The sequence below is a fragment of the Cupriavidus consociatus genome, from assembly GCF_017814975.1.
In the GTDB taxonomy this organism is placed as follows: domain Bacteria; phylum Pseudomonadota; class Gammaproteobacteria; order Burkholderiales; family Burkholderiaceae; genus Cupriavidus; species Cupriavidus consociatus.
The window spans coordinates 1-25,023 of sequence record NZ_JAGIQA010000013.1; the positions used below are offsets into that span (position 1 = coordinate 1).

Annotated in this window: 18 protein-coding genes and 1 pseudogene; 7 read left to right on the plus strand and 12 right to left on the minus strand. The window is 69.3% G+C overall.

Annotation, left to right across the window (positions count from 1 at the left end):
* Positions 1 to 179: pseudogene (locus tag J8I82_RS39365) on the minus strand (methylmalonate-semialdehyde dehydrogenase (CoA acylating)); the annotation flags it as partial.
* 221 nt (positions 180 to 400) lie between these two features.
* Here J8I82_RS39365 and J8I82_RS18450 point away from each other — a divergent pair.
* Entirely contained in the window at positions 401 to 1,288 is an 888-nt protein-coding gene (locus J8I82_RS18450) for a LysR family transcriptional regulator (RefSeq protein ID WP_209760045.1), read from the plus strand.
* On the opposite strand, the gene J8I82_RS18455 is transcribed toward J8I82_RS18450, so the two are convergent.
* The 3 genes from J8I82_RS18455 to J8I82_RS18465 form a co-directional block, all read right to left on the minus strand.
* Positions 1,285 to 2,265: an alpha/beta hydrolase gene (locus J8I82_RS18455; protein ID WP_209760047.1), complete on the minus strand. Its 981-nt coding sequence runs from the start codon at positions 2,263 to 2,265 to the stop codon at positions 1,285 to 1,287. The genes J8I82_RS18450 and J8I82_RS18455 overlap by 4 nt on opposite strands.
* Positions 2,266 to 2,355: 90 nt before the next feature.
* A complete protein-coding gene (cueR, locus tag J8I82_RS18460; protein WP_209760049.1) occupies positions 2,356 to 2,796 on the minus strand; it encodes a Cu(I)-responsive transcriptional regulator in 441 nt (146 codons plus the stop codon).
* A complete protein-coding gene (locus tag J8I82_RS18465) occupies positions 2,793 to 5,276 on the minus strand; it encodes a heavy metal translocating P-type ATPase (protein ID WP_280907462.1) in 2,484 nt (827 codons plus the stop codon). Before J8I82_RS18465 ends, cueR begins: the two co-directional genes overlap by 4 nt.
* A 182-nt stretch (positions 5,277 to 5,458) precedes the next feature.
* Between J8I82_RS18465 and J8I82_RS18470 the strand changes: the two genes are divergently transcribed.
* Positions 5,459 to 5,659 carry a heavy-metal-associated domain-containing protein gene (locus J8I82_RS18470; RefSeq protein WP_209760052.1) on the plus strand — a complete coding sequence of 67 codons (201 nt, stop codon included), beginning with the start codon at positions 5,459 to 5,461 and terminating at the stop codon, positions 5,657 to 5,659.
* A gap of 76 nt (positions 5,660 to 5,735) precedes the next feature.
* Here the strand turns inward: J8I82_RS18470 and J8I82_RS18475 are convergent, their stop codons facing one another.
* Both J8I82_RS18475 and J8I82_RS18480 read right to left on the minus strand, forming a co-directional pair.
* Positions 5,736 to 6,461 carry an OmpW/AlkL family protein gene (locus J8I82_RS18475; RefSeq protein WP_209760054.1) on the minus strand — a complete coding sequence of 242 codons (726 nt, stop codon included), beginning with the start codon at positions 6,459 to 6,461 and terminating at the stop codon, positions 5,736 to 5,738.
* A 279-nt stretch (positions 6,462 to 6,740) separates the two neighbouring features.
* On the minus strand, positions 6,741 to 8,717 hold the full coding sequence (locus tag J8I82_RS18480) for an alkyl/aryl-sulfatase (RefSeq protein WP_209760056.1): 1,977 nt from the start codon (positions 8,715 to 8,717) through the stop codon (positions 6,741 to 6,743).
* A 141-nt stretch (positions 8,718 to 8,858) separates the two neighbouring features.
* Between J8I82_RS18480 and J8I82_RS18485 the strand changes: the two genes are divergently transcribed.
* Positions 8,859 to 9,488, plus strand: a complete 630-nt coding sequence (locus J8I82_RS18485) for a TetR/AcrR family transcriptional regulator (protein ID WP_209760057.1) — start codon at positions 8,859 to 8,861, stop codon at positions 9,486 to 9,488.
* Positions 9,489 to 9,506: 18 nt separating this feature from the next.
* Here the strand turns inward: J8I82_RS18485 and J8I82_RS18490 are convergent, their stop codons facing one another.
* From J8I82_RS18490 to J8I82_RS18510, 5 genes are all read right to left on the minus strand, one after another.
* Positions 9,507 to 10,460, minus strand: a complete 954-nt coding sequence (locus J8I82_RS18490; RefSeq protein ID WP_209760059.1) for a delta(1)-pyrroline-2-carboxylate reductase family protein — start codon at positions 10,458 to 10,460, stop codon at positions 9,507 to 9,509.
* A 58-nt stretch (positions 10,461 to 10,518) separates the two neighbouring features.
* The gene (gene pbpC, locus J8I82_RS18495) at positions 10,519 to 12,759 is read right to left on the minus strand and encodes a penicillin-binding protein 1C (RefSeq protein WP_209760062.1); all 2,241 of its coding nucleotides are present in this window, start codon (positions 12,757 to 12,759) and stop codon (positions 10,519 to 10,521) included.
* A 5-nt stretch (positions 12,760 to 12,764) separates the two neighbouring features.
* Entirely contained in the window at positions 12,765 to 13,469 is a 705-nt protein-coding gene (locus J8I82_RS18500; RefSeq protein WP_209760064.1) for a lysoplasmalogenase, read from the minus strand.
* Positions 13,466 to 19,552, minus strand: coding sequence for an alpha-2-macroglobulin family protein (locus tag J8I82_RS18505; protein WP_209760067.1), 6,087 nt, complete (start codon positions 19,550 to 19,552; stop codon positions 13,466 to 13,468). Before J8I82_RS18505 ends, J8I82_RS18500 begins: the two co-directional genes overlap by 4 nt.
* Before the next feature lie 146 nt (positions 19,553 to 19,698).
* Positions 19,699 to 20,184, minus strand: a complete 486-nt coding sequence (locus J8I82_RS18510; protein ID WP_029046491.1) for an Lrp/AsnC family transcriptional regulator — start codon at positions 20,182 to 20,184, stop codon at positions 19,699 to 19,701.
* A 169-nt stretch (positions 20,185 to 20,353) separates the two neighbouring features.
* Between J8I82_RS18510 and phhA the strand changes: the two genes are divergently transcribed.
* The 4 genes from phhA to J8I82_RS18530 all read left to right on the plus strand — a co-directional run bounded on the left by phhA (position 20,354) and on the right by J8I82_RS18530 (position 24,332).
* Entirely contained in the window at positions 20,354 to 21,286 is a 933-nt protein-coding gene (phhA, locus tag J8I82_RS18515) for a phenylalanine 4-monooxygenase (protein ID WP_209760069.1), read from the plus strand.
* Positions 21,287 to 21,429: 143 nt separating this feature from the next.
* Entirely contained in the window at positions 21,430 to 21,735 is a 306-nt protein-coding gene (locus J8I82_RS18520; RefSeq protein WP_209760070.1) for a 4a-hydroxytetrahydrobiopterin dehydratase, read from the plus strand.
* A gap of 150 nt (positions 21,736 to 21,885) precedes the next feature.
* Positions 21,886 to 22,590 (plus strand): response regulator transcription factor, encoded by a 705-nt coding sequence (locus tag J8I82_RS18525; protein WP_209760072.1) that lies wholly within the window; start codon positions 21,886 to 21,888, stop codon positions 22,588 to 22,590.
* An 83-nt stretch (positions 22,591 to 22,673) separates the two neighbouring features.
* A complete protein-coding gene (locus J8I82_RS18530; protein ID WP_209760074.1) occupies positions 22,674 to 24,332 on the plus strand; it encodes a sensor histidine kinase in 1,659 nt (552 codons plus the stop codon).
* Between the two features lie 13 nt (positions 24,333 to 24,345).
* Here the strand turns inward: J8I82_RS18530 and J8I82_RS18535 are convergent, their stop codons facing one another.
* Positions 24,346 to 24,849: an SET domain-containing protein gene (locus J8I82_RS18535; RefSeq protein ID WP_209760075.1), complete on the minus strand. Its 504-nt coding sequence runs from the start codon at positions 24,847 to 24,849 to the stop codon at positions 24,346 to 24,348.
* Positions 24,850 to 25,023 lie beyond the last annotated feature (174 nt).

The window sequence follows — 25,023 nt, forward strand, 5'->3', positions numbered from 1 at the left end:
GCGGCCACGGCCTCGGCAACGTCCTGCGCGGTAGCAAGCGCCACGCGCGCGGCAACTTCGCCGGTGGCAGGGTTGAAGATATCGGCCAGGCGTTGCGAGGCACCACGTGCCTGACGGCCGCCGATGAAATGTCCAACGGTAGTTTGCACAGCGCTGGCTTCTGCAAGGATGTCTTCCACGTCCACTCCTGCTTCATTCTGGATATCGAAGATCGGCCGCATCATTGCGCGCGGTAATGGCATCGCCGCAACATCGTTTGCCGCGCATGGCGCAGCGGGCCGTGATGAGCGCAAGCTTGGTGCAGTTGCACCGTCCCGTCCAATGATTTATCGTCAAACGCAATATAAGCCGCGCTAAATATTGCGCTGCACCACGCAGCGTAGCGAACGCCCCCATTGCCTTGGACCTCCATCATCTGCGCGCATTCGTTGCCGTCGCACGCGAAGGCAACCTGACCCGCGCCGCGCAGCGCCTGCACCTGACCCAACCCGCGGTCAGTCTTCAGCTCAAGGCGCTGCAGTCGGCGTGGCGCATCAAGCTGTTCGAACGCACCGCCGCCGGCCTGACGCTGACTGCTGACGGCGCTGCGCTGCTGCCGCTGGCAGAGCGCATCCTCGACGGCGTGGGCGACCTGCAGCTCACCGTCAATGCCATGCATCACACGGTGCGCGGGCGGCTGGCGATAGGCACCATCCTCGATCCGGAATTCACGCGGCTGGGACCGATGCTGCGCACACTGGTCGAGCGCCACCCGCAGATCGGCACCGAGCTGCGCCATGGCATGTCGGGCTGGGTGCTGCAACAGGTACGCAGCGGCGCGCTCGACGTCGGCTTCTACCTGGGCCAGCCGGCCGACGCGAGCTTCCATGCGCTCACGCTGACGCCCTTCTCGTACTACGTTGTCGCGCCCAAAGGCTGGAAAGAACGCACCGCGCTGCGCTCATGGGCGCAGCTGGCGACACTGCCATGGATCTGGACGCCGCCCGAGTCGGCGCATCACCGCCTGCTGTGCGAGCGCTTCGCGCAGGCGGGTGTCGACGCAGCCGGCGTACCCAAGGTCGCGCACGTGGACCAGGAAGCATCGATGCTGGATCTTGTTCGCTCCGGCGTGGGATTGTCGCTGGTGCGCGATTCGATTGCGCTGCGCGAGTCGCACGCACACGGCCTGGTGATCGTCGAGGGCATGTCCGTGCAGACCGAGCTGACGCTGGTCTGCCTGGCAACCCGCCGCGACGACCCGGTGGTAGCCGCGGTGTTCGGCGTGGCGGAGACGGTATTCCGGACTTAGGCCGATGGCGGCGCAGGGGTCGCAGAGGGTTGCAGGTGCCGCCGCAGCCAGTCGCTCAGCGCCGCAAATACTTCGCCGCGCAGCGGCTGGGCTTCGTTAAAGATCTCGTGGAAGCCGTGCGGATACCAGACCTCATCGCGCAGGTCGGGCGGCGCATTGTCGAAGAAGCTGCGGCTGCCCGCCGGATCGACCACGCGGTCGGCGCCGCCGACGAGCATCAGCATCGGCGCCTCCAGCCGCGCGGCGTCGGCCTGTGCCTGCGCCATGCCGCGGATAAAGCTCTCCAGAACGCTGGCGGTGATAGTGGTCTGCACCAGCGGGTCGGCGCGGTAGGCCGCCACCACGGCCGGATCGTGCGACAGGTGCCGCGCGTCGATCGGGTTGGGCACGCGCAGGCGCGGCGCCAGCGTCAGCAGCACGCGGTGCAGCGCCAGCATCGGCTGCGCCAGCCGCAACGCCAGCGCGGGGGATGACAGCACCAGCGCGCGCACCGGACGCACGCGCGCCGTGGCAAAGCGCGCAGCGATCAGCCCGCCCATGCTGTGGCCAAGCAGGATCGGCAGCTCGTTCCAGCCATGTAGCGCGGCGTCGTAGATCTCGGCCAGGTCCTCCAGATAGATGTCAGGATGATCGGCCACCATGCGCGCGCCGCCGCTGGCGCCGTGGCCGCGCAGGTCGAACGCGCGTACCCGCAATCCCAATCCGCACAGCAGTTCGGCGACGTGCTGGTAGCGCCCGGCGTGTTCGGCAAGCCCGTGCACCAGCAGCACCGAGCCAAGCGGTTCTGCAAAGCGGCCAGGATCGGGTAGCCAGCTGCGCAGCAGCAGTTCGGTGCCGTCGCGCATACGCTGGCGGCTTTGCACCGGTGCGTGCGCAATGGCGGGGCCAGCGGCGGTAGTGGTGCCCAGGGCCCCGGCAGCGCCAGCGGCGCCAGCGGCGCCAGCGGAAGCGGGATCGTCCGTCATCGGTTGTGCCATGCGCTACGGTCTCCTCAACGGCCGTGCCGGCGTGTGCGCCGGCATTGTTGTTTGCATGCTGCGTGACTGCCCCAGAAGGCCAAAAGGCGATCAGTGACAGCCCTGTCCTGCCTGCGCCACGTGGCGTGCGTCGCCAGTGTCAGGCACGTCCGCGATATCGGCCAGGATCGGGCAATCAGGCCGCTCGTCGCCGCTGCAATGCTGCGCCAGCTGCCGCAGCGTATCGCGCATCGCCGCCAGCTCGGCAATGCGCTGCTCCAGATCGGCCACGTGCCGGAGCGTCAGCGCCTTGACGTCGGCGCTGGCGCGCCCGCGGTCGCGCCACAGCGACAGCAGGTCGCGGATCTCGTCGAGCGAGAAACCCAGATTACGGGCGCGCCGCACGAAGCGCAAGGTATGCACCGCGCGTTCGTCATAGCGCCGGTAGCCGCCCTCGGTGCGCGGCGGTGCCTCCACCAGCCCGATCGATTCGTAGTGCCGGATCATCTTTGCCGACACGCCCGACGCCTGCGCCGCTTCGCCGATATTCATCGCTTGCCTCCCCGTGCCGTGGCTGCCGCGCCGGATTGCGGATGCCAGCGCCGCAGCAGCAAGGCATTGCCGACCACGCTGACGCTGGAGAACGCCATCGCCGCGCCGGCCACCACCGGGTTCAGCAGCCCTGCCGCCGCCAGCGGGATGCCGACGACATTGTAGAAAAATGCCCAGAAGAGGTTCTGCCGGATCTTGCGCACGGTGCGGTGCGAGACCGCCAGCGCATCGGCCACCAGCGCCGGGTCGCCGCGCATCAGCGTGATGCCGGCGGCGTGCATGGCCACGTCGGTGCCGGTGGACATGGCGATGCCGACATCTGCCGCCGCCAGCGCCGGCGCATCGTTGATGCCGTCGCCGACCATCGCCACGACCGCACCGCCCTGGCCCAGCGCCTGCACGCGCGCGGCCTTGTCCTCGGGCAGCACCTCGGCCTGCACGTCGTCCAGGCCAAGCTCGCGCGCCACCCGCGCCGCCGCGCCGGCGTTGTCGCCGGTCAGCATCACGGTGCGCACACCCGCCGCGCGCAGCCGGGCAATCGCCTCGGGCGCTCCCGGCTTGATCGCATCGCCAAACGCAACCAGCCCGGCGACGCGCGGTGGGGTGGTCTCGACCAGCCACGACACGGTGCGGCCCTCATCGCGCAGCCGCTGCGCCACCGGCGCCAGCGTACCCGCTTCAGCAGCGAGCGATTCGCGCAGGCGTTCGCTGCCGAGCTGCAGCGCCTGGCCGTCGACCACGCCGGCAATGCCGCGCCCCGGCAGCGCCTGGACATTGCCTGCCTTGGGCACGGCGATGCCGCGCACCTGCGCCGCGGCCAGCACCGCGCGCGCCAGCGGGTGTTCGCTGCCGGCCTGCAGCGCGGCCAGACGCGCCAGCAGCGCACCGCCGTCGGCATCGGCAGGATCGGCGGCATGCAGCGCCACCACCTCCGGCTTGCCGACCGTCAGCGTGCCGGTCTTGTCGAACGCCACCACGCTGACGCGATGCGCCACCTCCAGCGCCTCGGCGTCCTTGATCAGGATGCCGGCACGCGCGCCGGCGCCGGTGCCCGCCATGATCGCGGTGGGCGTGGCCAGCCCCAGCGCGCACGGACAGGCGATCACCAGCACCGCCACCGCGTTGAGCAGCGCCGCTTCCCAGTTTCCGCCCAGCAGGCCCCAGCCCAGCACCGTCAGCAGCGCGATCACCAGCACCACCGGCACGAACACCGCGCTGACCTGGTCCACCATGCGCTGGATCGGCGCCTTGGCCGCCTGTGCATGCTCGACCATGCGGATGATGCGCGCCAGCACGGTCTCGGCGCCGACGGCAACGGTGCGCGCCACCAGCAGCCCTTCGAAGTTGATCGCGCCGCCGGTCAGCCGGTCGCCCGGCTTCTTGGGCACCGGCACGCTCTCGCCGGTCAGCATCGATTCGTCGGCATGGCTGCTGCCTTCGGTCACCTCGGCATCGACCGGGATGCGCTCGCCCGGGCGCACCACCACCTCGTCGCCGACCCGCACCGAAGCCAGCGGCACGCTGACTTCCTCGCCGCCGCGGCGCACGCGCGCGGTATCGGGGCGCAATGCCGCCAGCGCGCGGATGGCCTCGGCGGTCTGGCGCTTGGCGCGCGTCTCCAGCCACTTGCCGAGCCGCACCAGCGTGATCACCACCGCCGCGCTTTCGAAATACAGGTGTGGCATGGCATCGGCAGGCGTGCGCCACATCAGCCATAGCGACAGCCCGTACGCCGCGGTCGTGCCCAGCGCCACCAGCAGGTCCATATTGCCGGCACCGGCGCGCACCGCCTTCCAGCCGGCCTTGTAGAAGCGCCAGCCGAACACGAACTGCACCGGCGTCGCCAGCAGCCACTGCACCCAGTCCGGCAGCATCCAGTGCACGCCGAACCATGCCAGCACCATCGGCGCGACCAGCGGCAGCGACAGCGCGGCCGAGATCGCGACCGGCCAGGGGCCGTCCCAGAACGCTGGCGCGGCTTGCGTCGACAAGACTGCGCCGGCTTCGGCACCAGCCGCCGGCATGGCCCCATAGCCCGCGCGCGTCACGGCGGCGGCCAACGCGGCGTCATCGGCGGTGCCGCGCAGCACCGTGACCGTGGCGCGTTCGGTGGCCAGGTTGACGTGCGCCTCGACCACGCCGGGCACGGCGCGCAGCGCCTTTTCCACACGCGAGACGCATGACGCGCAGGTCATGTCGCTGACTTGCAGCTCGACGGTGTCCTGCGGCACCGCATAGCCGGCATCGGCCACGGCGCGAGCGGCGGCCGGCAGCACGGCAGCGGAGTCGGCATGCAGGGTGGCGGCCTCGGTGGCAAGGTTGACGGCCACGTCGTGTACGCCCGGCACGCGCGCCAGCGCTTTCTCCACGCGGCGCACGCACGAGGCGCAGGTCATGCCATCGACCGGCAGGCGCCATTCGGGCGCATCAGCGAGGCCTTTGGCGGGTTGCGGGGCGAGCACAGCGCTGGAACTTCTCATGGTTCTGCATCATCCACAGTGTCGATGTCAGCATCATGGACCTTACCATCATGGGAAGGTCAAGGCCGGAACAGCATTTCACGCCACTTCGGATATCCCCTTGCGCTTCCCACCATGGCAAGGTTCACACTATGTCTGTCGCGGCGCCGTGCCGCCATTCAACCCTTCAGGAGGTTTCCAGCATGATCCAGTTCCAGGTCGAAGGCATGTCCTGCAACCATTGCGTCGGCGCCATCACGCGTGCGGTGCAGACCGTTGATCCGGCCGCCAAGGTCAGCGCGGATGTACCGACCCAGGCCGTGCGCGTGGACAGCGGCGCCGACACGCAGGCATTGCGGCACGCCATCGAAGACGCCGGCTATCCGGTCAAGTCGGTGTCGTAAGTGTCGTAAGCGGCAGGCTTGCAGCAAAAGGGACGCCCCGGGCGTCCCTTTTCACATTTGGTCCGTGGCGCCGCGCTCAGAAGCGGTAGCCCACGCTCAGGAATGTCACCACCGGATCGATCTTGATCTTGGTGTGCGAAACAATCGTCACCGGCCCGGCCTGCGTGGTCAGCGTGGCTGTGGTCGACAGCGGCAGGTACGACACCGACAGGCCGAGGAACCAGTTGTCGTTGATCGCATAGTTGGCACCGATGTTGAACACCGGGTTCCACGACGGCTTGGCGCTGGCGGTCATCCTGGCGCCGGGGATGCCGAACGCGCCATCGACGAATTGCTGGTTGGTGATGGTTTCGTCGGTAAACCAGGTGTAATTGACGCCGATGCCGACATACGGGCGGAACCTGGTCTTGGCGTCGAAGAAGTGGTACTTGACCAGCAGCGCCGGGCTCCACTGCTTGACCGAGCCGAGCTTGCCGTACTTGGCGTAATCGCCGGTGCCCGTGACGTCATGCTTGGGCGGAATGCCGGCGACCAGCTCGCCCGAGATGTTGTCCGTGAAGAAGTGCGTGAACGCCAGGCCCAGGGTGTCGGCGCTCTCGATATCGGCGCCGGTATTGGCGCGGGTCATGTTGACCGGCCGGCCATTGATACTGTCGACGGTCATCGGATCGGCGGAGCTGTTCGGCATCACGCGGAACCACCCCAGGCTGACGATATTGCTGCCGGCCGACTGTGCTTGTGCGGCTCCCGCCAGCGCCATGACAGCGCCAGCCGCCAGCATCTTCTTGTAATTCGGTTTCATAGTCCTCTTACTCCTCATTCATTTACTGCCGCATGCATTATCCGGCGTGTGGGAGCAGGCTGTTTCACCGACGATACAGATTCGTAGAGGACGCCCCCTAAAGGAAGGGTTAACCCCTAAAAAACCCCGGGCAGCAGCGTGACCAGGCCGGGTAAACGCTGCATCGGCGCAACGCTTTATGCCGCGCGCCGGAAAAAACCCTGAAAGATACGAGGTTTTAGGGGCCGGCTGCGCAACAGCGCGCGCCTGACACCCTTCCCCGCGCGGCGGGTGCCGGGCTCAGGGCGTGACGATGGCGAAGCTCGGCTCGAACTTGTCCATCAGCGCCACCCATGCGGCGAGCGCCTGCGGATCGCCATCGACCTTGGCGCGGCTGGCCCGGGTCTCCGCCTGCAGCGTGGTCTGCCCCGTGAGCACGCCGGTCAGCACGGCGCGCGGCATCGTCAGCGTGGCCTGCGGTGCGGCATGCTGCGCGCCGGCCTTGTAGCGGAACACGCCGTTCTCGACCGTCAGCGCGTAGCGCTTGCCGGTGTCAGGCTGGATCCAGTTGATCGCGACAGTCTTGCCCGCGGCGCGGTCGCCATTGAGGCTGATCGCCAGATAGTCCAGGAACATGGTGTCGGTCATCGCCCGCAGCACGTCGGGACTCGCGGTGCGGCGCGTTGACTTGGGCGCGCCGTCGCGCAGCTCGGCCGCGCCGGTCAGGTAGGCATTGCGCCAGGTCGACGACTCGGCCTGGTAGCCGAGCTGCTCCAGCGCATCGGCCTGCAGCCGGCGCGCGGCCTGGTTGCCCGGGTCGGCAAAGACAACGTGCTTGAGCACCTCGGCCACCCAGCGGTACTCGCCGCGCGCATACGACGCACGCGCCTGCTCCAGCACGCGCGCCGCGCCGCCCATGTACTCGACATAGCGCTTGCCGGCCTCCTCGGGCGGCAGCGGGTTCAGGTTGGCGGGGTTGGCGTCGTACCAGCCGAGATAGCGCTGGTAGACCGCCTTCGCGTTGTGGCTAACGGTGCCGTAGTAGTCGCGCAGGTGCCATTCGGAGGCCAGCGACGGCGGCAGCTTCACCCGCTCGGCAATCTCGGCGGGCACGTAGCCCAGGTTGGCCAGCCGCAGCGACTGGTCGTGGATGTACTTATAGCCATCGCGCTGCTTGCCCAGGTAAGTGACGATGTTGTCGCGGCCCCAGGTCGGCCAGTGGTGCTGCGCGAACAGCACCTCCGCGCGGCCGCCGAAGCGGTCGATGGTCTCGTCCAGCGCGCGCCACCACTGGTTGGCGTCGCGCACCTGCGCCCCGCGGATGGTGTACAGGTTATGCAGGTTGTGGGTGGCATCCTCGGCCGCGCACAGCGCCTTCCACCGCGGCAGGTACATCAGCATCTCGGCGGGGGCCTCGGTGCCGGGCGCCATCAGGAATTCGATCTGCACGCCGTCGATGGTGCGGGTTTCGCCGGTCCTGGTGATCAGGTCGGTCGGTGGCACCAGCGTCAGCGTGCCATGCGCTACCGCCTTGCCCAGCCCGGCATCGACCTGTCCGGTGGCCGAACGCTGCAGGTTGGTGCCGTACATGTACTGCGCGCGGCGGCTCATCGCGTTGCCGGCAAAGACGTTCTCGCTGACCGCCTCTTCCATGAAGCCTTCGGGCGCCAGCACCTTGACCTTCCCCGCCTTGACGTCGTCCTCGCTGATCACGCCCTTGGCGCCGCCGAAGTGATCGGCATGGCTGTGCGTATAGATGACCGCCACCACCGGCTTTTGCGGGCGGTGCTTGTAGTACAGCTCCAGGCCCGTGCGGGCGGTCTCGGTGGCGGTCAGCGGGTCGATGATGATCAGGCCATTGTCGCCTTCGATGATCGTCATGTTGGAGATGTCGAACCCGCGGATCTGGTAGATGCGGTCGGTCACCTGGAACAGGCCATGGTTCATGTTCAGCCGGGCCTGCCGCCACAGGCTGGGATTGACCGTCGCCGGTGCGGCATCCATGTCGAGGAAGCGGTATGAATCCAGCGACCACACCACCCCGCCTTGCGCGTCGCGGATCTTGCCACTGTCGATGGTGCCGATGAACCCCCGGCGCGCGTCCTCGAAATCGCGCTGGTTCTGGAACGGCAGTTGCTGCAGCACGGCGGCCTGGGCGCGGGCCGTGGTGTCGCTGGCCGGGTTGGCAGGTGTAGGCGCGGCGTTGGCTGATCCGGAAGCGCCGGCGAAAGCCAGGATTGCGGCGAAGGCCGCGGCAGTGGAAGTCCGGTACGACATGCGGGTCTCCTTCAGGCGCTATCGGCGAGGTCGCGCCAACATTGTTCTGAACATTCAGTACAATAACGCAGTTTGCTTGGAGAGCGCTTCTCCTGTCAAATCGCAGCCGGCCTGAAAATTCTGAAATCTGCCCCGCCTCGTATGCCGTCATCGACGACCCCGTCCACCAAGTCCCCGCCCGCAGCGATCAAGAACCGCCGCGGCCTGGAAACCCGCGACCGGATCCTTGCCGTCGCTCGTGAGCTGATCAGCGCACATGGTTACTCCGAAGTGACGCTTGATCAGGTATCCGCGCAAGCCGGCGTGGCCAAGAGCAGCCTGCTCTGGCATTTCGGCAGCAAGGAAATGCTGCTGGCGCAGGCCGCGACCAGCCTGTTCGAAGACTTCGGACATGAGCTTGGGAGTGTCGCCAGGCATGACGGCAAGACGCCACCGCAGCGGCTGGAAAACCTGTTCGACGAAGTCGCCGCCTATTTCACGGCCAATCCCGAGGCCAAGGGCGTGGTGCTCGGCCTGCTGTTCTCCGCCGGCGTGCCGGCCAGCGTGCGCGAGCAGATCCGGCACAGCTGGGACGCGCATGTACGCGACCTGGCCGAGGTGCTGTCACTGCCGGGCCAGCCGCTGCCGCCCGAGATGTCGCGCCTGATCGTGGCGACGCTGCACGGCTGCTATATCCACTGGTACGCCAGCGACCGCAGCGAGCCGATCGCCCGCTTCCTGGCACCGGCGCGTACCTTGTTCAGCGACTGGCTGCGCGCCCGGGCGGGCTGAACAGCCAGGCGGCCGGCGTCAGGCGCGGCTGGCCAGCACGCACGCCGCCAGGTCCCACAGCGCATAGCCCACGCTCTTGAACACCAGCGGGCTGCCGCCGCGCGCGCGGATCGCATCCGCCTGCAAGATCGCCGTCTCGAACGGCTGCACGGTGCCCCAGTCAATGCCCGCCTGCAGCAGGTCGCCCGCCTCGTCCTCGATGCCGAACAGCGTATCGGCCAGCAGGCGCCCATGGTCCGCGGCCGCATGGCAAAGCTGCGGCGGCAGCTCGCACATGTCGGGGCGGAAGGCGCCCACAGCCGCGATAAAGTGGTCGTCGCGCCAGAGCCCGCTGTCCAGATCGGGCAGCACCGGGCTGCGGCTGGACGTGACCGTGACCACCATCGACACGCGCGGCAGCACCGCGGCAACGGTGTCGGCCACTTCGGCATCGACGCCCAGCGTACGCGCCTGGACGGCCAGCGCCTCGGCCTTGCCGCGCGTGCGCGATTGCAGCCACACCTTGCGCACGCCCAACCCGGCGACAAAGGCCTCCAGGTGCGTCAGCGCCTGCACGCCGGCGCCCACGATCAGCAGTTCGCCGCCGGTGCGCGCGGCGAAGCATTGCGCCGCCAGCAGTGACACCGCTGCGGTGCGCCGGCCGGTCACCGTCGGTCCGTCGAGCATGGCAAGCCGCGCGCCGGTATGCGCGTCGGCCACCACCACTTCGCCGAGGATGTTGGGCAGCCCGCGCCCGGGGTTGCCGGGGTGCACGGTGATGTTCTTGGTCATCACCAGGTTGCGGTTGCGCGCCGGCATCACCAGCAACGTGCCCTCGCCGTGTTCCGCATTGCCCACCGGTAGCGCAATGCGCGGCGGCGCCATGGCCGTGCCGTCGCGCAGCTCGGCCAGCATGTCGGCGATGGCGCGCGCCAGTTCGGGATACGGCAGGCGGGCCGCCGTGCTGGCGGCATCGAGGGGTACCAGGGACATGCGGGCGCTCCGGCTGGATGGTGAAGCGGCCATTATGCGGGACCGCCGCGCAGCGATGTCAGCGCCTGGCAGGCGTGGACGGCGCCCGCACTGATGCGCCGCGCACCTCGATGCCGATCCGGTCCACGACCTTGCCCGCCGCGTCGAGCAGTTCCACCTGATGGCGGCCCGGCCATGGCAGCCACGCCACCTCCGCGCCGCGGCCGAGCGTCTTGCCGTCCATGCGCCAGCTGACCGCGCGCGCGGACTGGCCGGCGACGCCTTCCGCCTGGAACCAGACGCGCTGCGACGCGGGCGGCATGTCGGGGTCGAGCGCGAACACGGTGCCGTTGGCCGGGTTGGCGATCGCCGGAGCGGTACTGGCCGCCGCCGCGGGCTTGCCCACGCTCACGCGCGTGATGGCCGTACCAGCGAGGAACACCTCCTCCCGCGCAGGTTCGAGGCCATCATCGAAATCCACGGCCACGCGCTGCACGCCCGCGGGCATCTCCGGCGCGCGGCTGCCTTGCGCGCGGTGCAGCGCTTCCATGACTTCATGCCACACCGGCGCCGCGCCGGACACGCCGGAAACGTCGCGCATGGCCGCGCCGCTGGCGTTGCCGACCCAAACGCCCACGGTATAGCGCTGCGACCAGCCGATGCACCAGTTGTCGCGCATGTCCTTGCTGGTGCCGGTCTTCACCGCGGTCCAGAAGCGCGTGGTCAGCGGGCTGTCGAGGCCGAAGGTGCGCGCGCGGGCGTGACGGTCGGCGAGGATATCGCCGATCACGTAGCTCGCGGCCGGTTGCATGACCGCCACTGGCGCAACCCCAGCTGCACCTTCGCGCAGCCGCGGCGGCGCATAGCGTCCGCCGCTGGCGAGCGCGCGGTAGGCATTGGTCAGCGCCAGCAGCGACACGTCGGCGCTGCCCAGCGCCAGACTGTAGCCGTAGTAGTCGCCCGCCTCGGTCAGCGGCAGTCCCAGCGCCACCAGCCGCTTATGGAAGCGGTGCGGAGTCACCATCACCAGCGTGCGTACCGCCGGCACGTTCAGCGATGCCGCCAGCGCCGCCCGCGTGCTGACCCAGCCTGCATAGCGGTGGTCGTAGTTCTGCGGCACATACAGTCCGCCGCCCACCGGCAGGTTCACCGGCCGGTCGTCGAGCAGCGAAGCCGCGGTCAGGCGCCGTTCCTCCAGCGCCTGCGCGTAAAGGAAGGGCTTGAGCGTCGAGCCGGCCTGGCGCAGCGCGGCGGCGTGGTCGACCTGCGCGGCCGACGACAGTTCGCCAGACGAACCCACATAGGCGAGCACGTCCCCGCTGGCGTTGTCGATCACCACCACCGCGCCATCCTCGACATGGCGCCCGGCCAGCTCTCGCAGGTGCCGGTCGAGGCTTGCCGCCGCCATGCGCTGCAGGCGGCCATCGAGCGTGGATACGATGCGCGCGGGCATGAGCGCGTCCGGCGCCAGCTGCGCGCGCGCGTCGCTGACCAGCCGGCGCGCGAGATGCGGAGCTGGAAGCGAGGCAAGCGGCTGCGCAGGCGCAAGCGCCGCGGCGTTACGCTGCGCCACCGGCCCGGTGCGCAGCAGCGCCAGTTGCGCGAAGCCTTCCAGCCCTTCGCATTGGCGCGGCAGCCGCATTTCGCGCAGGATGCCACAGGCCCGGCGCGCCACCTGCACGGCCGGCGCATTGGGCGCGCGCACCAGTGCCACCGCCAGCGCCGATTCGCGCGCATCGAGCCCTTCCGGATACTTGCCGAACAGCACCTGCGACATCGCCGACAGCCCGACCAGTTCGCCGCGGAACGGCACCAGGTTCAGGTACGCCTCGAGGATCTGGTCTTTGCTCCAGCTGCGCTCCAGCATCGCCGCGCCCGCGGCCTGGCCGACCTTCTGCGTGAAGCTGCGCCCCTGCGCTGCCGCGCCGGGCCGGCGCAGGTCGTCGCCCAGCAGTCCGGCCAGCTGCATGGTCAGCGTGGAGGCGCCGCGCGTGCGCGTGTTCCACAGGTTGGCCCACGCCGCCGCGGCCACTCCCTGCCAGTCGACGCCGCTATGCACGTAGAAGCGCTTGTCTTCCGACAGCACGATAGCCGTGCGCAATGCCGGCGAAGTCTGCGCCAGCGTGACCCAGTCGCCGCGGCGCGCGCGGAAGTCGTCGCGTACCCGGCCGACCACATCGCCGTGGCGGTCCAGCACGACCACGTCGGCGCTGCGCCAGTCGTCGCGCACCTGCGCGAAGGCCGGCAGCGCGGCGGCATGGCCGCTCCACAGCAGCGGCAGCAGCGCCAGCCAGGCCAGCCGCACGGCTCGCGCCTTCATGAGCCTCATGACTGAGACCGTCCCGACACGATGCCCGCCACCAGCAGCACCTGCGCCGCGGCATAGGTCCACCAGATGCCCAGCGCGAAGGTCTCGAACGGCACCAGGAAACGCGCGATGCCGATCATCATGTCCGATGCGGCAAAGCACAGCGCGCCCAGCGCCGCCAGCGGCGTCGGCAGCCGCGCCACCAGCGCGCTGCACGCCATCGCCGCAAGCACGCCCACATACAGCGACACCGGCACCGCCAGCGTGCCGAGATTGGGCCAGAAGCGGCCCAGCATGGTCCCGGCTACGCCAAGCATGGCGCCGCATGCGATCAGCCGGTGCGGGCGCAGGTCGCCGGCCAGCGGCACCAGCAGCCGCAGGTACGCAAGGTGCGCGAGCAGGAAGGCACCCAGCCCGCCCACGAACGAATACGACAGCGCGGGCACCGCCAGCAGAAAGTCGCCGATGGCCGAACACACCAGCGCGGCCACCAGCCAGCGCCGTTCCGGCAGCGGCCGGTGGAACCACGCGGCACGCGCCAGCAGCAGCGCCATCGCAGTCTTCCACAACGGCTGCATGGCGATCTGCCCGGTCAATGGCGTGCCCTCGGGCAGCTCCATCGACACCTGCACCAGCAAGGCGCCATAGATCACGCCCGCCAGCGCGCCCGCGAGCCACCACTCGCGCACCCGCGCCGGCATCCTCAGCGCGATCCAGCTCATGGACGTGCCCCGACCACCAGCCGCGCATTCGGCGCCACGCCGAAGACATCGGGCGCGTACATCGCTTCGACTCGCGACGGCGGCAGCGAGAACTCGCCGGCGTTGTTCAGGCGCACCGTGTACTCGACCGACACTGTGCCCTTGGGCAGGTAGCCGAAGTACTCGCGATACGCCTGCGGCGTGCGTTCGGTATAGGCCGGCCAGGCCACGCCCTTGCGCCGCTCGCCGCGTGTGGCGATCTGCGAATCGCGGCCCAGGCCGCCGCCGAGGATGGTGGCGCCGGCCGGCACCGGGTCGCTGACCACCACCCAGGTCATGTCGGCCTGCGCATCGATCTCGAGCTTGACGCGGTACACGTCGCCGCGCGACCACTTGCCCGACACCGACTGCTCCTGCGGCGTCACGGTGCGCTTGATGCGGTAGCCGGCAGCCAGCGGCGCGGTGACCGGCACCGCGGCCAGCGCCTGTACCGTCGCCCACGGATGGCCGGCGCCGGCCTGCTCGACCTGCAGCGTGCCGCCGTCCGCGCCTGCCGGCCACGGCAGGTCGACACTGCCCTGCGCCACGCCGTCGTTGCGCTGCGCACGGGCCCAGTCGAAGCTGCGCGTGCCATCGGCGACATTGCTCACCGAGACGCGCGTGCTGCCCGCCACCGGCGTCTTCTCGAACACCTGCGCAAAGCGCGTCACCGCCAGCATGCCCCACGCATTGGCGGTGGTGGTGCCCCAGGCGCCGCGCACCTGCCGGCCGATCAGGCCGGTGGCCAGCTGTGGCGCATCTTCCTTCCAGCCCTGCAGTTCAGTCGCCAGCGCCAGCAGCCGCGCGGCGTTGGTATCGCCGCCGGCCATCATCCACCACCAGTTGTCGTTGCGCTCGGTGGAGAATGCCAGCCGCGTGCCTTGCACCGTCAGGCGCGAGCGCAGCAGTTGCTGCGCCTCGGCCAGCCGCTGGTCGCGCTGTGGGATATCGGTCATGCGCGTCAGCAGCAGCGTCCAGTCGAGCAGCGCCGAGGTCGGCCACTGCGCCGGCAGGATCTGGATCGCATCCAGCATGCGCGGCTGCGCGTGGCCGGTGCGCGACAGCGCTTCGAGCGCGGCCAGCTTGCGCACCTCCAGGTATTGCGTGCCGCCCACCGGCGACCAGCTGTCGCGGCGGATGCGGCCTGCGACAAAGTCAGCCAGTCCGCGCTCCATCTGCGCGCGCTGCGCGTCGGGAATGCGTAGCGCCAACCCGGCGCGCGCGGCCTCGTCGGTTACCGCCAGCAGGTAGGCGGTCAGCACCTCGCTGCCATGGTCGCTATCCGAAGCCAGCGGGAAATACGAAGCCAGCCCGTTGGCATCGAGGTACGACGGCAACTGCGTCATCAGCGCTTCCCACGCGGCCGTGTCGTTCAGGCCGATCGCCTTGGAGGCACGCTGCTCCAGGCAGGTGAACGGATAGTTGCGGAACCATTCGCGCACGCCCGGCATGCCGCCCGCCAGCGACGACTGGAAGTTCACCTGCAGCCCGCCGCGCACCTTGCCGGCAGGATCCGCCAGCGCCCCCGGCGGCGTCTTGACCGGCACCGACAGCGACGGCGCCACCTGCGCCAGCGTTGCCTGCTGCACCGTCACCGGCACCGCGGGGACGATCTGCTGCGAGACCTTGATGCGGTCGCCGGCTTTGCCACCGCCCTGCTCGCTCGCCTGCACTTCCCACATCACGGTGCCGCTGCGCGCATATGCCAGCAGCGTGGGCGCGGTCACGTCCCAGCCGATCTCGCGCGCTTCACCCGCCGGAATCTGCACGGTCTGCGCCGGCAGCGTGCCGTCGTTGCCGAGCAGCGTGGCGCGCGCGCTCGCCTGGACCGTCATGGCGCGCTTCGTGGTATTGCGCAGCGTGAACATGGCGCGGTAGCGATCGTCCTCGCGCACCAGCAGCGGCAGGCCCGAGATCACCTGCAGGTCCTGCGTGGCGGCGATGGTGGCGCTGCCGGTGCCGAAGCGGCCCAAGCCCAGGTCTGCCACGGCGACAATGCGGAAGCTGGTCAGCGAGTCGTTGAGCGGCACTTCCAGGCTGGCGCGGCCTTCGGCATCGAGCTGCACGCGCGGGTTCCACAGCAGCAGCGTGTCGAACAGCTCGCGCGTCGGACTCTTGCCGCCGCCACCGCCGGCGGGCACCGCCTTGCGCCCGTAGTGGCGGCGCCCAATGATTTCCATCTGCGCGGTCGACGTTTCCACGCCATAGCTGCGCCGCTGCAGCATGGCATCAAGCAGGTCCCAGCTGGTGTTGGGCATCAGCTCCAGCAGTGCCTGGTCGACCGCGGCCAGCGCGACTTCGCCATTGGCGGCCGGCTTGCCGTCGGGCAACCTGACCTGGATCGCCACGCGCGCCTTGCCGCGCACGGGATAGGTGGTCTTGTCGGGAGTCACCGCGACATCCAGCCGATGTCCGGCATTGCCTACCCTGATCTCGGCCAGCCCCAGCCGGAACGCCGGCTTGGACAGGTCGACGAGTGCCGTGGGCGCGGCGTATTCGCGGCCTTCGCTGCGGAAGGCGCGCCACCACTCGCCCGGCTGGCGCCAGCCCCAGGTAAAGAACGAATACCACGGCACTTCATGCAAGCGCCCGCGCAGTGCCAGCACCGAGACGTAGACATTGGGCCCCCACTCCGCCCTGACCTGCACGCGCACCGTGGGATCGCTGCCATGCAGCTCGACCATCTGGGTCTGGTAGACGCCCTCGCGCTCCACCGCCACCAGCGCGGTGGCGTGGCGGAACGGCATGCGCACCTGGAACACCGCGGTGTCTCCCGGCGCGTAGGATTTCTTCTCCGGCAGCAGGTCGATGCGATCGTGGTTCTCGCCGCCGAACCACAGTTCTCCCTGGCGCGTGACCCATACCGTCGAAGCGGCCTGCGCGGTGCGTCCCTCCTTGTCGCGCGCGCTTGCCACCAGTTCGACCTGGCCGGCCTGCTCCAGCGCCACTTCGCAGCGCGCACGGCCCTGCGCATCGGTGCGGGTCTCGCACACGGTGCCGAGGTCGCGCGTCTCGGTGCGGTTGTCATAGCGGTAGAAGCCGCCGACCACGCGCTTGCGCGCCGAGGTGGTGATGCGCGCGCGCGCATTGAGCTTGACCGGGGCATCGGCCACCGGCTTGCCGCTGAGATCCAGCACCACGCCATGCACCGCCAGCTTCTGCTTCACCGAGACCCAGCCTTCGGTACGGATGCCGACCACCACGCCGGCCGGCCACAGCGGCACGGTCTGGCGCAGCGTCTGGATCTCGCCGTTGGGGTCGGAAAAGCCGGCCTCGAGCACCAGGTCGCGCGGCGCGTCGGTCTTGGGCAGCTTGCGCAGCGTGACGGTGCCGTTGCCGCTCTTGTCCAGCGTCAGCGGCAGCTTGTCCGCGACCAGTTTCTGGCCGTCGTCGGCCTGGTCCGCGTCATCCATTTCCTCGTCGCCGCTGACGCTTTCGCGCTGCGGACGCGGCGGGTTGAACGAGAACTCGTCATAGCCGGGGAAGCTGACGCTCTTGTCGCGCAGAAGCGCCGATACGCGCACCGGCAACCCGGCCGCGCCGCCGCCCGACAGGTAGTGGATTTCCACGCCGACCGGCAGCTCGGCCGGCGCGATTGCGGCGCCGGCCTTGCCGGCCAGCTGCAGCGTGCCGGCAAGCACCGGCAGCCGGAACGCTTCGACGCGGAAGCTGCCGCTGGGATAGGTACGCGAGCCTTCGTTGCGGCCGCTCGCGCCCTCGCCCTGCTGCGTCTGCTGCGATGGTTGCGTTTCCAGCTCGACGGTATAGACGCCGAGCTTGGCCGCAGGCGGCACCTGGAACGTGCTTTCCGCGCTGCGCCCACCCGTGGCGGTCGGGCGCCACTGCAGCGGCAGCTCGTAGGTCTGGCCGCTGCCGTCGTGGCGGATCACCACGCGCGTCGGCAGCGGGCGGCTGGCCGGCGGCAAGGCAAAGCCCTGCGCGGTCTCGGCGCGGATCAGGTGCTTCATCGACACGGTCTCGCCGGCGCGCAGCAAGGTACGGTCGAAGATGGTATGCGCGCGCACCGTCGGCGCGATGCCGGTGTCGGTGGGCACATTGAAGCGCCAGGCCTCGATGCCGCGATTCCAGTCCGACATCACGAAAGCCATGTCGGCCTTGCCACGGGCCTGCGGATGTGCGGCGGCGATGCGCGCCGACACGAAATAGCCGGACAACCCGTTCTGGTCGCAATTCGATTCCGGCACGGCTTCCAGCCTGGCAAAGCGCACCACGCCGCTCGCGTCGGTGCGGCCCTCGCCCAGCAGGCGCCCGCTGCAGTCGCGCACCGCGACGGCGGCGTCGGCCACCGGCTTGCCGTCGTCGAGCGCCGTGACCCACGCCAGGCCGCTGCGGCTGCCGTCGTCCTCGTTGCCCAGGCTGCGTCCCAGCTTGAAATGCACGCCCAGGTTGGTCACCAGCGCAGCGGTGCGCACGTACATCGGCGCGCGCTTGCCGAGCAGCGCCGCGCCCAGCATCGGCGAAGCGATCTCGACCACGTGGAAGCCTGGCTCGGGCAGCGGGATGCCGACCACCTCGAACGGCCGCGGGCCGTCGCCCGATGGTTTGGGTACGGCGAGCTTCTGCACGCCGGACGCGCGCTCAAGCAGCGACACCGAGCGCGTCTCGATCGGCACCGCGTTGCGCGGATTGCTGACGCGGTACGGCGAACGGCCCGCCAGCACCGCGTCGAGCTCGCCGCGGGTATAGCTGGACTCATGCATACGGCGCACCAGGCCCAGCCATTGCATCACCGCGGCATCGTCGTCCACGCGCAGTTTCATCACCGTGCCGGCACGCGCCTGAATGCCACGCACGGCAAGATCGGCCTCGACATTGCGCAGCGTCACCGGCAACAGCGGCGGATAGTCGGCGGGCGCCTTGCCGCGCGGCAGCTCACCGAAGCGCTCCACCACGCCGAACGGCGCGGCGGCGAACTTGGCCAGGGGCGGCATGGATGCAGTGGCGACCTTGAGCGGGAACAGGTCGGCATTGGACAGCGTGCGGCCGCTGTCGTCCTTCATTTCCTTTGGTATCTCGATGGTGAACTGCGCCTTCTCCGCGAACGGCGCGGCAAAGCTCAGCGCGCTGACGCTGGCATCCGGGGCCAGGTCGGGATCGAACTGCGGCGCGCGCGGGCCCGACGGTGTTTTCAGCACCACCCGCTCCGCCAGCTTGCGCGGCACCGGGGCCGAGAACGTGACCGACATCGGCCGCAGCGGCGTGCATGGCGATTGCGCGTGCTCGCGCTCGCAGCTGAAGCTGGCGGTAAAGGGTTCGCGCACGGTGTAGTCGAAGCGGCGCTCGTCGCGCGTGGCCACCCCAGACGGCGTGGCGATGCCCGCGCCCAGCACCAGCTGCACGCGCGCCGCGGCCGGCAGCCGCTGCTGGCAGGCAAGCAGATGCACGGCATCGGGCGCCGGCCTGGCCAGCCTGGTCCAGTGGATCGCCGCGAGCAGGTCGTCGCGTTCTTTGCCAGCGAGCAGCCGCACCGGGATGCGCTCGCCCAACCCTTGCGCCTGGCACCAGGCGTGTTCTCGTACCGACACCGGCGTGGCCGGGCCGTTGAAGCGCAGCGCGAAGACCTGGTCTTCCTCGATCTCGCCGCCGGACGGCCGGCTGGCGATCACGGTCGGGCCGCCGGTCTCGAAACGGTATTCCGGCTTGCCGGCGTAGGCGGTACCGGCAACGCTTTTCAGCCCGGTGCGCATCCGCACGCTGCAGCGCACCCCGGGCGGAAGATCGCTGGCGAAGTCGTAGACCCAGTTTTTGGCATCCACCCAGCGAGCCTGGCCGCTCGTGCTGGCGCCGGTGCAGGACACGGCGGCGGGCGCGGCGGCCTGCACGTCGCCCATCGGCACCATGGCCTCGTCGAAGCGGATCGCCACCTGCCTGACCTGCCCCACCGTGCCTTCCGGCGAAAAGCGGGTGACCTGGGCGGCCCCGGCAGGCTGGACGCCGGCGAGCAGTGCGAGCGCGGCGCCCAGCGCCAATGCCGCGGCGCAAGACGCGCGCGCTGGCTGCTTCCTGCCAGGGTTCCGACCGGCTCCGGCGACGATTCCCTTCATCCTGCCATCCCTCCCTTTTCCGCCACTTTGTGGCACCCGGCGAGGGTGACACGCACGCCACAGGAGTGCAACACCGGCGCGCAATCCTGCAAGGCGCCCCGGGAAAAAGATTCAACGCGGATTCCGTGCCGACTCAGAGTGCCGGCTCAGCGCAGGTGCGACAGCGGCAGCGCCCCCTCGCACTTGATCGCGGTCAGCACGATATTGGAACGCACGCTCTCCACGCCGGGCACCCGCATCAGCCGCTTCATGGTGAATTCCGCCAGCGTCGGCAGGTCCGGCACGACCACGCGGATCAGGTAATCGGCCTCCCCCGCCACCGAGTAGCACTCCTGCACCTCTTCCAGCAGCAGGATTTCCTCGCGGAAGCGCTCGACGATGGTGTCGCCGTGGTGCGCCAGCTTGACGCTGATAAAGACCAGCACGCCCAGCCCCAAGGCCTGGGTCGACAGGCTGACGCGATAGCCGGTGATGACGCCATCGGCTTCCAGCCGCGCGAGGCGGCGGCCGACCTGGCTGGGCGACAGATGCACGCGCTCGGCCAGTTGCTGGTGGGTGGAGCGGCCGTCGGCCTGCAGCGCGGCCAGAAGGGCCAGGTCGAAGGGGTCGAGAGAGACGCTTTGGGCAGTCATACACAAATTCCGCACTGAGTCATCGCATCACGCACGTTACATGCACGATGGACTCGAGACAAGCCGATTTTGCGGCATATATGCGGCATACCGTCACTAAACTACGCAGTAAATCCGCATTTGAGGCTGCCGCGCCGCAGCGATCACGCATAACAGGAGACACAAACCCATGTCCGCACCCTCCATGGCCGCCGAAGCCCCCGCCGCCTTCCAGGGCACCCTCACCGACAAGCTGCGGGAACAGTTCGACGAAGGCCTGCTGTCCGGCCAGTCGCTGCGCCCCGACTTCACCATCGCGCAACCGGTGCACCGCTACACCAGCACCGACCACGCCATCTGGCGCAAGCTGTACGAGCGCCAGGCGTCGATGCTGCAAGGCCGGGTCAGCGACGAATTCCTGCAAGGCCTGGCCACGCTGGGCATGGAGAAGGACCGCGTGCCGGATTTCGGCCAGCTCAACGAGACCCTGATGCGCGCCACCGGCTGGCAGGTGGTTGCCGTGCCCGGGCTGGTGCCGGACGAGGTGTTCTTCGAGCACCTGGCCAACCGCCGTTTCCCGGCCAGCTGGTGGATGCGCAAGCCCGAGCAGCTGGACTACCTGCAGGAGCCGGACTGTTTCCACGACGTGTTCGGCCATGTGCCGCTGCTGATCAACCCGGTCTTTGCCGACTACATGGAGGCCTACGGCAAGGGCGGCCTGAAGGCGGCCGGCATGGGTGCGCTCGACATGCTGTCGCGCCTGTACTGGTACACGGTGGAGTTTGGCCTGATCCGCACCGAGCAAGGGCTGCGCATCTACGGCGCGGGCATCGTGTCGAGCCAGGGCGAATCGATCTACAGCCTGGATTCGGCCAGCCCCAACCGGATCGGCTTCGATGTGCGCCGCATCATGCGCACACGCTATCGCATCGACACGTTCCAGAAGACCTACTTCGTGATCGACAGCTTCGAGCAGCTGTTCGACGCGACCCGGCCGGACTTCGCCCCGCTGTACCAGGAACTGCGCGCGCAGCCTACGCTAGGCGCCGGCGACGTAGTGCCGGGCGACCAGGTGATCAATGTCGGCACCCGCGAAGGCTGGGCCGACACCGACGACATCTGAGTCCGAGGGCACCTGCCCCGCTTCCCGCTTTGTGAAACAATGCCGGCATGCCCGCCGCCACGGCGCGGGCGGGCCGGCTGTCCGCTTTGGCGGCGTCCTCGGACGCTGCCTGCCGATTTTCCAAGACTTAGATCGAGCCCACCATGACCCCTCTTTCTCCGCAAGCCCGAGCCACGCTGCTCGCCGAACTGCCCGGCTGGACCACAGTCCAGGACCGCGACGCGATCTTCAAGCGCTTTACCTTCCACGACTTCAATGCCGCCTTCGGTTTCATGACGCGCGTGGCGATCCAGGCCGACAAGGCCGACCACCATCCCGAGTGGTTCAACGTCTACAACCGCGTCGACATCACGCTGTCGACCCACGACGCCAATGGCCTCACGCAGCGCGACATCGACCTGGCCCACTTTATCGAGCGCGCCGCGGCGGCGCTGGTGGTGCCGGAATGAGAGCCTGCGCGGCAGCAGATATCCGGGCGGATGTAGGCAAACCGTAAGGAAGCAGCGGTCCGCGCCTAGTACAATCTGCGGCAGGCCCGCACCTGCGTGTGCTGCATGGGCCCTCCTTCCAGCCATGCCCAACCTCCTGCCCGAGCCGCCATGCGTATCCTGCTGATCGAGGACGACCGCCAGATTGCCAGCGGCGTCGAAGCCGGCCTGTCCCGCGCCGGCCACCAGGTACGCGTCGTCCACGACGGCGTCTATGCCACCGAACACCTGCTGCGAGAGCAGCACGACCTGGTCATCCTCGACCTGGGCCTGCCCGGGATCGACGGCATGACCCTGCTGGCGCGCTACCGCGCCCGCAACCGCACCACCCCGGTCATCATCCTGACCGCGCGCGACGAGCTGGAAGACAAGCTCTCGGGCCTGAACGCCGGTGCCGACGACTATCTGATCAAACCCTTCGCCCTGCCCGAGCTGGAAGCGCGCGTGCGCGTGCTGCTGCGCCGCAGCCAGCATGGCGAGGCCGCGCCCGAGCGCGACGTGCGCCTGGGCCGCCTGCGCCTGTCCGGCAACGACCGCCGCATGTTCATCGACGCCCGGCCGCTGGAACTGTCGCCGCGCGAGTTCGCGGTGCTCGAGCTGCTGCTGCAGCGCCAGGGCCGCGTGGTCAGCAAGGCGCAGCTGCAGGACCACCTGGCCACCTTTGCCCACCCCGCCGGCGAAGGCGGCGATACCGTGGGCGACACCGCGATCGAGGTCTACGTGCACCGCGTGCGCAAGAAGCTCGAGGAGAGCGATGTCGAGATCATGACCGTGCGCGGCTTCGGCTACCTGCTGCAGATCCGCGCCGGCCAATGAAAGCGTTCCTGCCGCTTGCGCCACCCGGCGCTCGGCCCTGATCCCCGGCCCGGTTTCTGGCCCTGATTCCGGCCCAACTGGCAATGTGGCCCCGCTCCCGCACCTCCACCCGAGTTTCCTGGCGCACCGCTTCGCGCATCGCAACGCGGAACGTGCGCCCCGCTTCCGCCGCGGCTGACCCCGCCGGCGCCGCGCCCGCATCGGCGCGTCAGGCCGCCCGTCCCGGCTCCAATATCAGCCTGCGCGTACACCTGCTGCGCGCACTGGCGACGCCGCTGTTCGCGCTGGTGCTGACCAGCGGCTCGCTGTCCTACTGGCTGGCGGCGCACTACACCACGCAGGTGTTCGACCGGGCGCTGTATGGCGTGGCCAACAACATCGCCCAGCAGATCCGCATCGCCGGCCCGCGGCTGGAGCAGGACATTCCGATGATCGCGCAGACGCTGGTCGAGGCCGAGGGCACCGACCGCATCTACTGGCGCATCCACGGGCCCGATGGCCTGATCGGCGGCATGGACACGTGGCTCGGCTACGGCACCGGCCAGACCACGCTGCACGATGCCCGGCTGTTCTACGCCTGGTTCAGCGGGCGCCAGGTACGCGCGGTACGGCTGCCGGTGATGCTGCCCAGCGCCGCGGTGGACGAGCTCGGCACCAGCGAGGCCGGCAAGCCCGCGCGCGGGCCCATCGTGGTCGAGGTGGCCGAGCTGCTGGACCGGCGCGAGACCGCCGCCAACGAGATCCTGCTGTCGGTATCGGTGCCGCTGATCTTGCTGCTGCTGGTCGGCAGCCTGATCCTGTCGCACGTGCTCAAGGAAGAGCTGGTGCCGCTGCAGATCCTGGCCGACAAGCTCAACCGCCAGACCGCGCGCTCGCTGGCGGCGCTGGACGAAACCCAGGTGCCGGCCGAGGTGGCACCGCTGATCCGCGGCCTGAACGCGCTGCTGGCGCGGCTGCGCGACGCCCTCGATGCGCAGCGCAAGTTCATCGCCGATGCCGCGCACCAGCTGCGCACGCCGCTGACCGCGGTCAAGCTGCATGCCGACCGCGCCATGGAAGCCGATTCGCCGGATGTCGCCCGGCATGCCCTGCGCGAAGTCCAGACCGCCGCCGACCGCGCGGTGCGTCTGTCGAACCAGCTGCTGTCGCTGGCGCGCGCAGAGCCTGGTCTGTCGCTGGAGCGGCTGGGGCCGGTGGAGCACTTCGACCTGGCGGAGCTTGCCTTCGAGATCGGCGCCGAATGGGTGCCCCAGGCGCTCGCGCGACGCATCGACCTGGGTTTCGAGATCCTGCCCGGGCCAACCTTCACCGGCAGCACGCCCGCGGTCGTGCGCGGGAACCGCCTGCTGATGCGCGAGGCACTGTCCAACCTGATCGACAATGCGGTGAAGTACGTTCCGGCCGGCGGCCGCATCACGGTGCGCGCAGGCGGCGAGGCCATGGGTCACCGCGGCATGGCGGTGGTGATGATCGAAGACAACGGGCCCGGCATCCCGCCGCAGCGGCGCGAAGAGGTATTCAAGCGCTTCTTCCGCGGCGACCGCGCGGCGCAGAGTGGCGGTGCCGGCCTGGGGCTGGCCATCGTGCACGAGATTGTCACCCTGCACCAGGGCACCATCCATATCGAGGATGTGCCGCAGCAGCCGGCCAGCCCGCGGGGGACCGAGGACAAGCCGGAGCGCCGGCCGGTCATGCGCTTTGTGATCCGGATCCCGTGCGAGCCGGCAGGGATGGCCGGCTGAAGCGCCTCCCGCCTTACTTCTTCTTTTTCTTGTCTTTCGGCGCCAGCATGGTGCCGCGGCACTGCGGGCTGCCGCAGCGGCACTCGAATTCCTTCTTCAGCTTGGCCGTATAGCGCGCCTCGATCACCAGCCCGTAGTCATAGAACAGCTCTTCGCCCTGGGCGATATCGCGCAGCGCGTGGATATAGACGCGGCCCTTCTTTTCGCGCGCCTCGCAGTTGGGCTCGCAGGCGTGGTTGATCCAGCGCGCGCGGTTGCCGCCGAACTTGGCGTCGATGACGCTGCCGTCGTCCAGGCTGAAGTAGAAGGTGTGGTTGGGATCGCTGGGATCGTGCGGGTGGCGCTCCAGCGCCTTCTTCCACGAGATGTGCTCGCCCTTGTACTCGATCACGCGCTCGCCTTCAGCGATCGGGGCGATCGCGTATACGCCCTTGCCGTGCACGCCCGACTGGCGCACCTCGATCCGGTCGCTCGCTGTCTTCTTGCCCGCTGCCTTCTGCTTTGCCTTGTCCGCCATTTGACTTCCCGTGCGTGTCGCTTGCCTGTGCCGGCCGTTCCGGCGCGATCGGCATGATACCGGCGTGGCCGCGGCACGTATACGTGACCCCGGGTTAACGGCGCGCACCCGCGCCTGGGACGTATACGACCCACTCGCGACCTGGTCACGCAGGCCTCGCGCATGTGGATAAAC

Bases quoted from the DNA above. Each gene is read 5' to 3' on its own strand.
- J8I82_RS18505 (WP_209760067.1), bottom strand. From the start codon at position 19,552: ATGAAGGGAATCGTCGCCGGAGCCGGTCGGAACCCTGGCAGGAAGCAG.
- J8I82_RS18500 (WP_209760064.1), bottom strand. From the start codon at position 13,469: ATGAGCTGGATCGCGCTGAGGATGCCGGCGCGGGTGCGCGAGTGGTGG.
- J8I82_RS18490 (WP_209760059.1), bottom strand. From the start codon at position 10,460: ATGTCCCTGGTACCCCTCGATGCCGCCAGCACGGCGGCCCGCCTGCCG.
- pbpC (WP_209760062.1), bottom strand. From the start codon at position 12,759: ATGAAGGCGCGAGCCGTGCGGCTGGCCTGGCTGGCGCTGCTGCCGCTG.
- J8I82_RS18470 (WP_209760052.1), top strand. From the start codon at position 5,459: ATGATCCAGTTCCAGGTCGAAGGCATGTCCTGCAACCATTGCGTCGGC.
- J8I82_RS18485 (WP_209760057.1), top strand. From the start codon at position 8,859: ATGCCGTCATCGACGACCCCGTCCACCAAGTCCCCGCCCGCAGCGATC.
- J8I82_RS18475 (WP_209760054.1), bottom strand. From the start codon at position 6,461: ATGAAACCGAATTACAAGAAGATGCTGGCGGCTGGCGCTGTCATGGCG.
- J8I82_RS18480 (WP_209760056.1), bottom strand. From the start codon at position 8,717: ATGTCGTACCGGACTTCCACTGCCGCGGCCTTCGCCGCAATCCTGGCT.
- J8I82_RS18520 (WP_209760070.1), top strand. From the start codon at position 21,430: ATGACCCCTCTTTCTCCGCAAGCCCGAGCCACGCTGCTCGCCGAACTG.
- phhA (WP_209760069.1), top strand. From the start codon at position 20,354: ATGTCCGCACCCTCCATGGCCGCCGAAGCCCCCGCCGCCTTCCAGGGC.
- J8I82_RS18530 (WP_209760074.1), top strand. From the start codon at position 22,674: ATGTGGCCCCGCTCCCGCACCTCCACCCGAGTTTCCTGGCGCACCGCT.
- cueR (WP_209760049.1), bottom strand. From the start codon at position 2,796: ATGAATATCGGCGAAGCGGCGCAGGCGTCGGGCGTGTCGGCAAAGATG.
- J8I82_RS18455 (WP_209760047.1), bottom strand. From the start codon at position 2,265: ATGGCACAACCGATGACGGACGATCCCGCTTCCGCTGGCGCCGCTGGC.
- J8I82_RS18510 (WP_029046491.1), bottom strand. From the start codon at position 20,184: ATGACTGCCCAAAGCGTCTCTCTCGACCCCTTCGACCTGGCCCTTCTG.
- J8I82_RS18535 (WP_209760075.1), bottom strand. From the start codon at position 24,849: ATGGCGGACAAGGCAAAGCAGAAGGCAGCGGGCAAGAAGACAGCGAGC.
- J8I82_RS18525 (WP_209760072.1), top strand. From the start codon at position 21,886: ATGCGTATCCTGCTGATCGAGGACGACCGCCAGATTGCCAGCGGCGTC.
- J8I82_RS18465 (WP_280907462.1), bottom strand. From the start codon at position 5,276: ATGAGAAGTTCCAGCGCTGTGCTCGCCCCGCAACCCGCCAAAGGCCTC.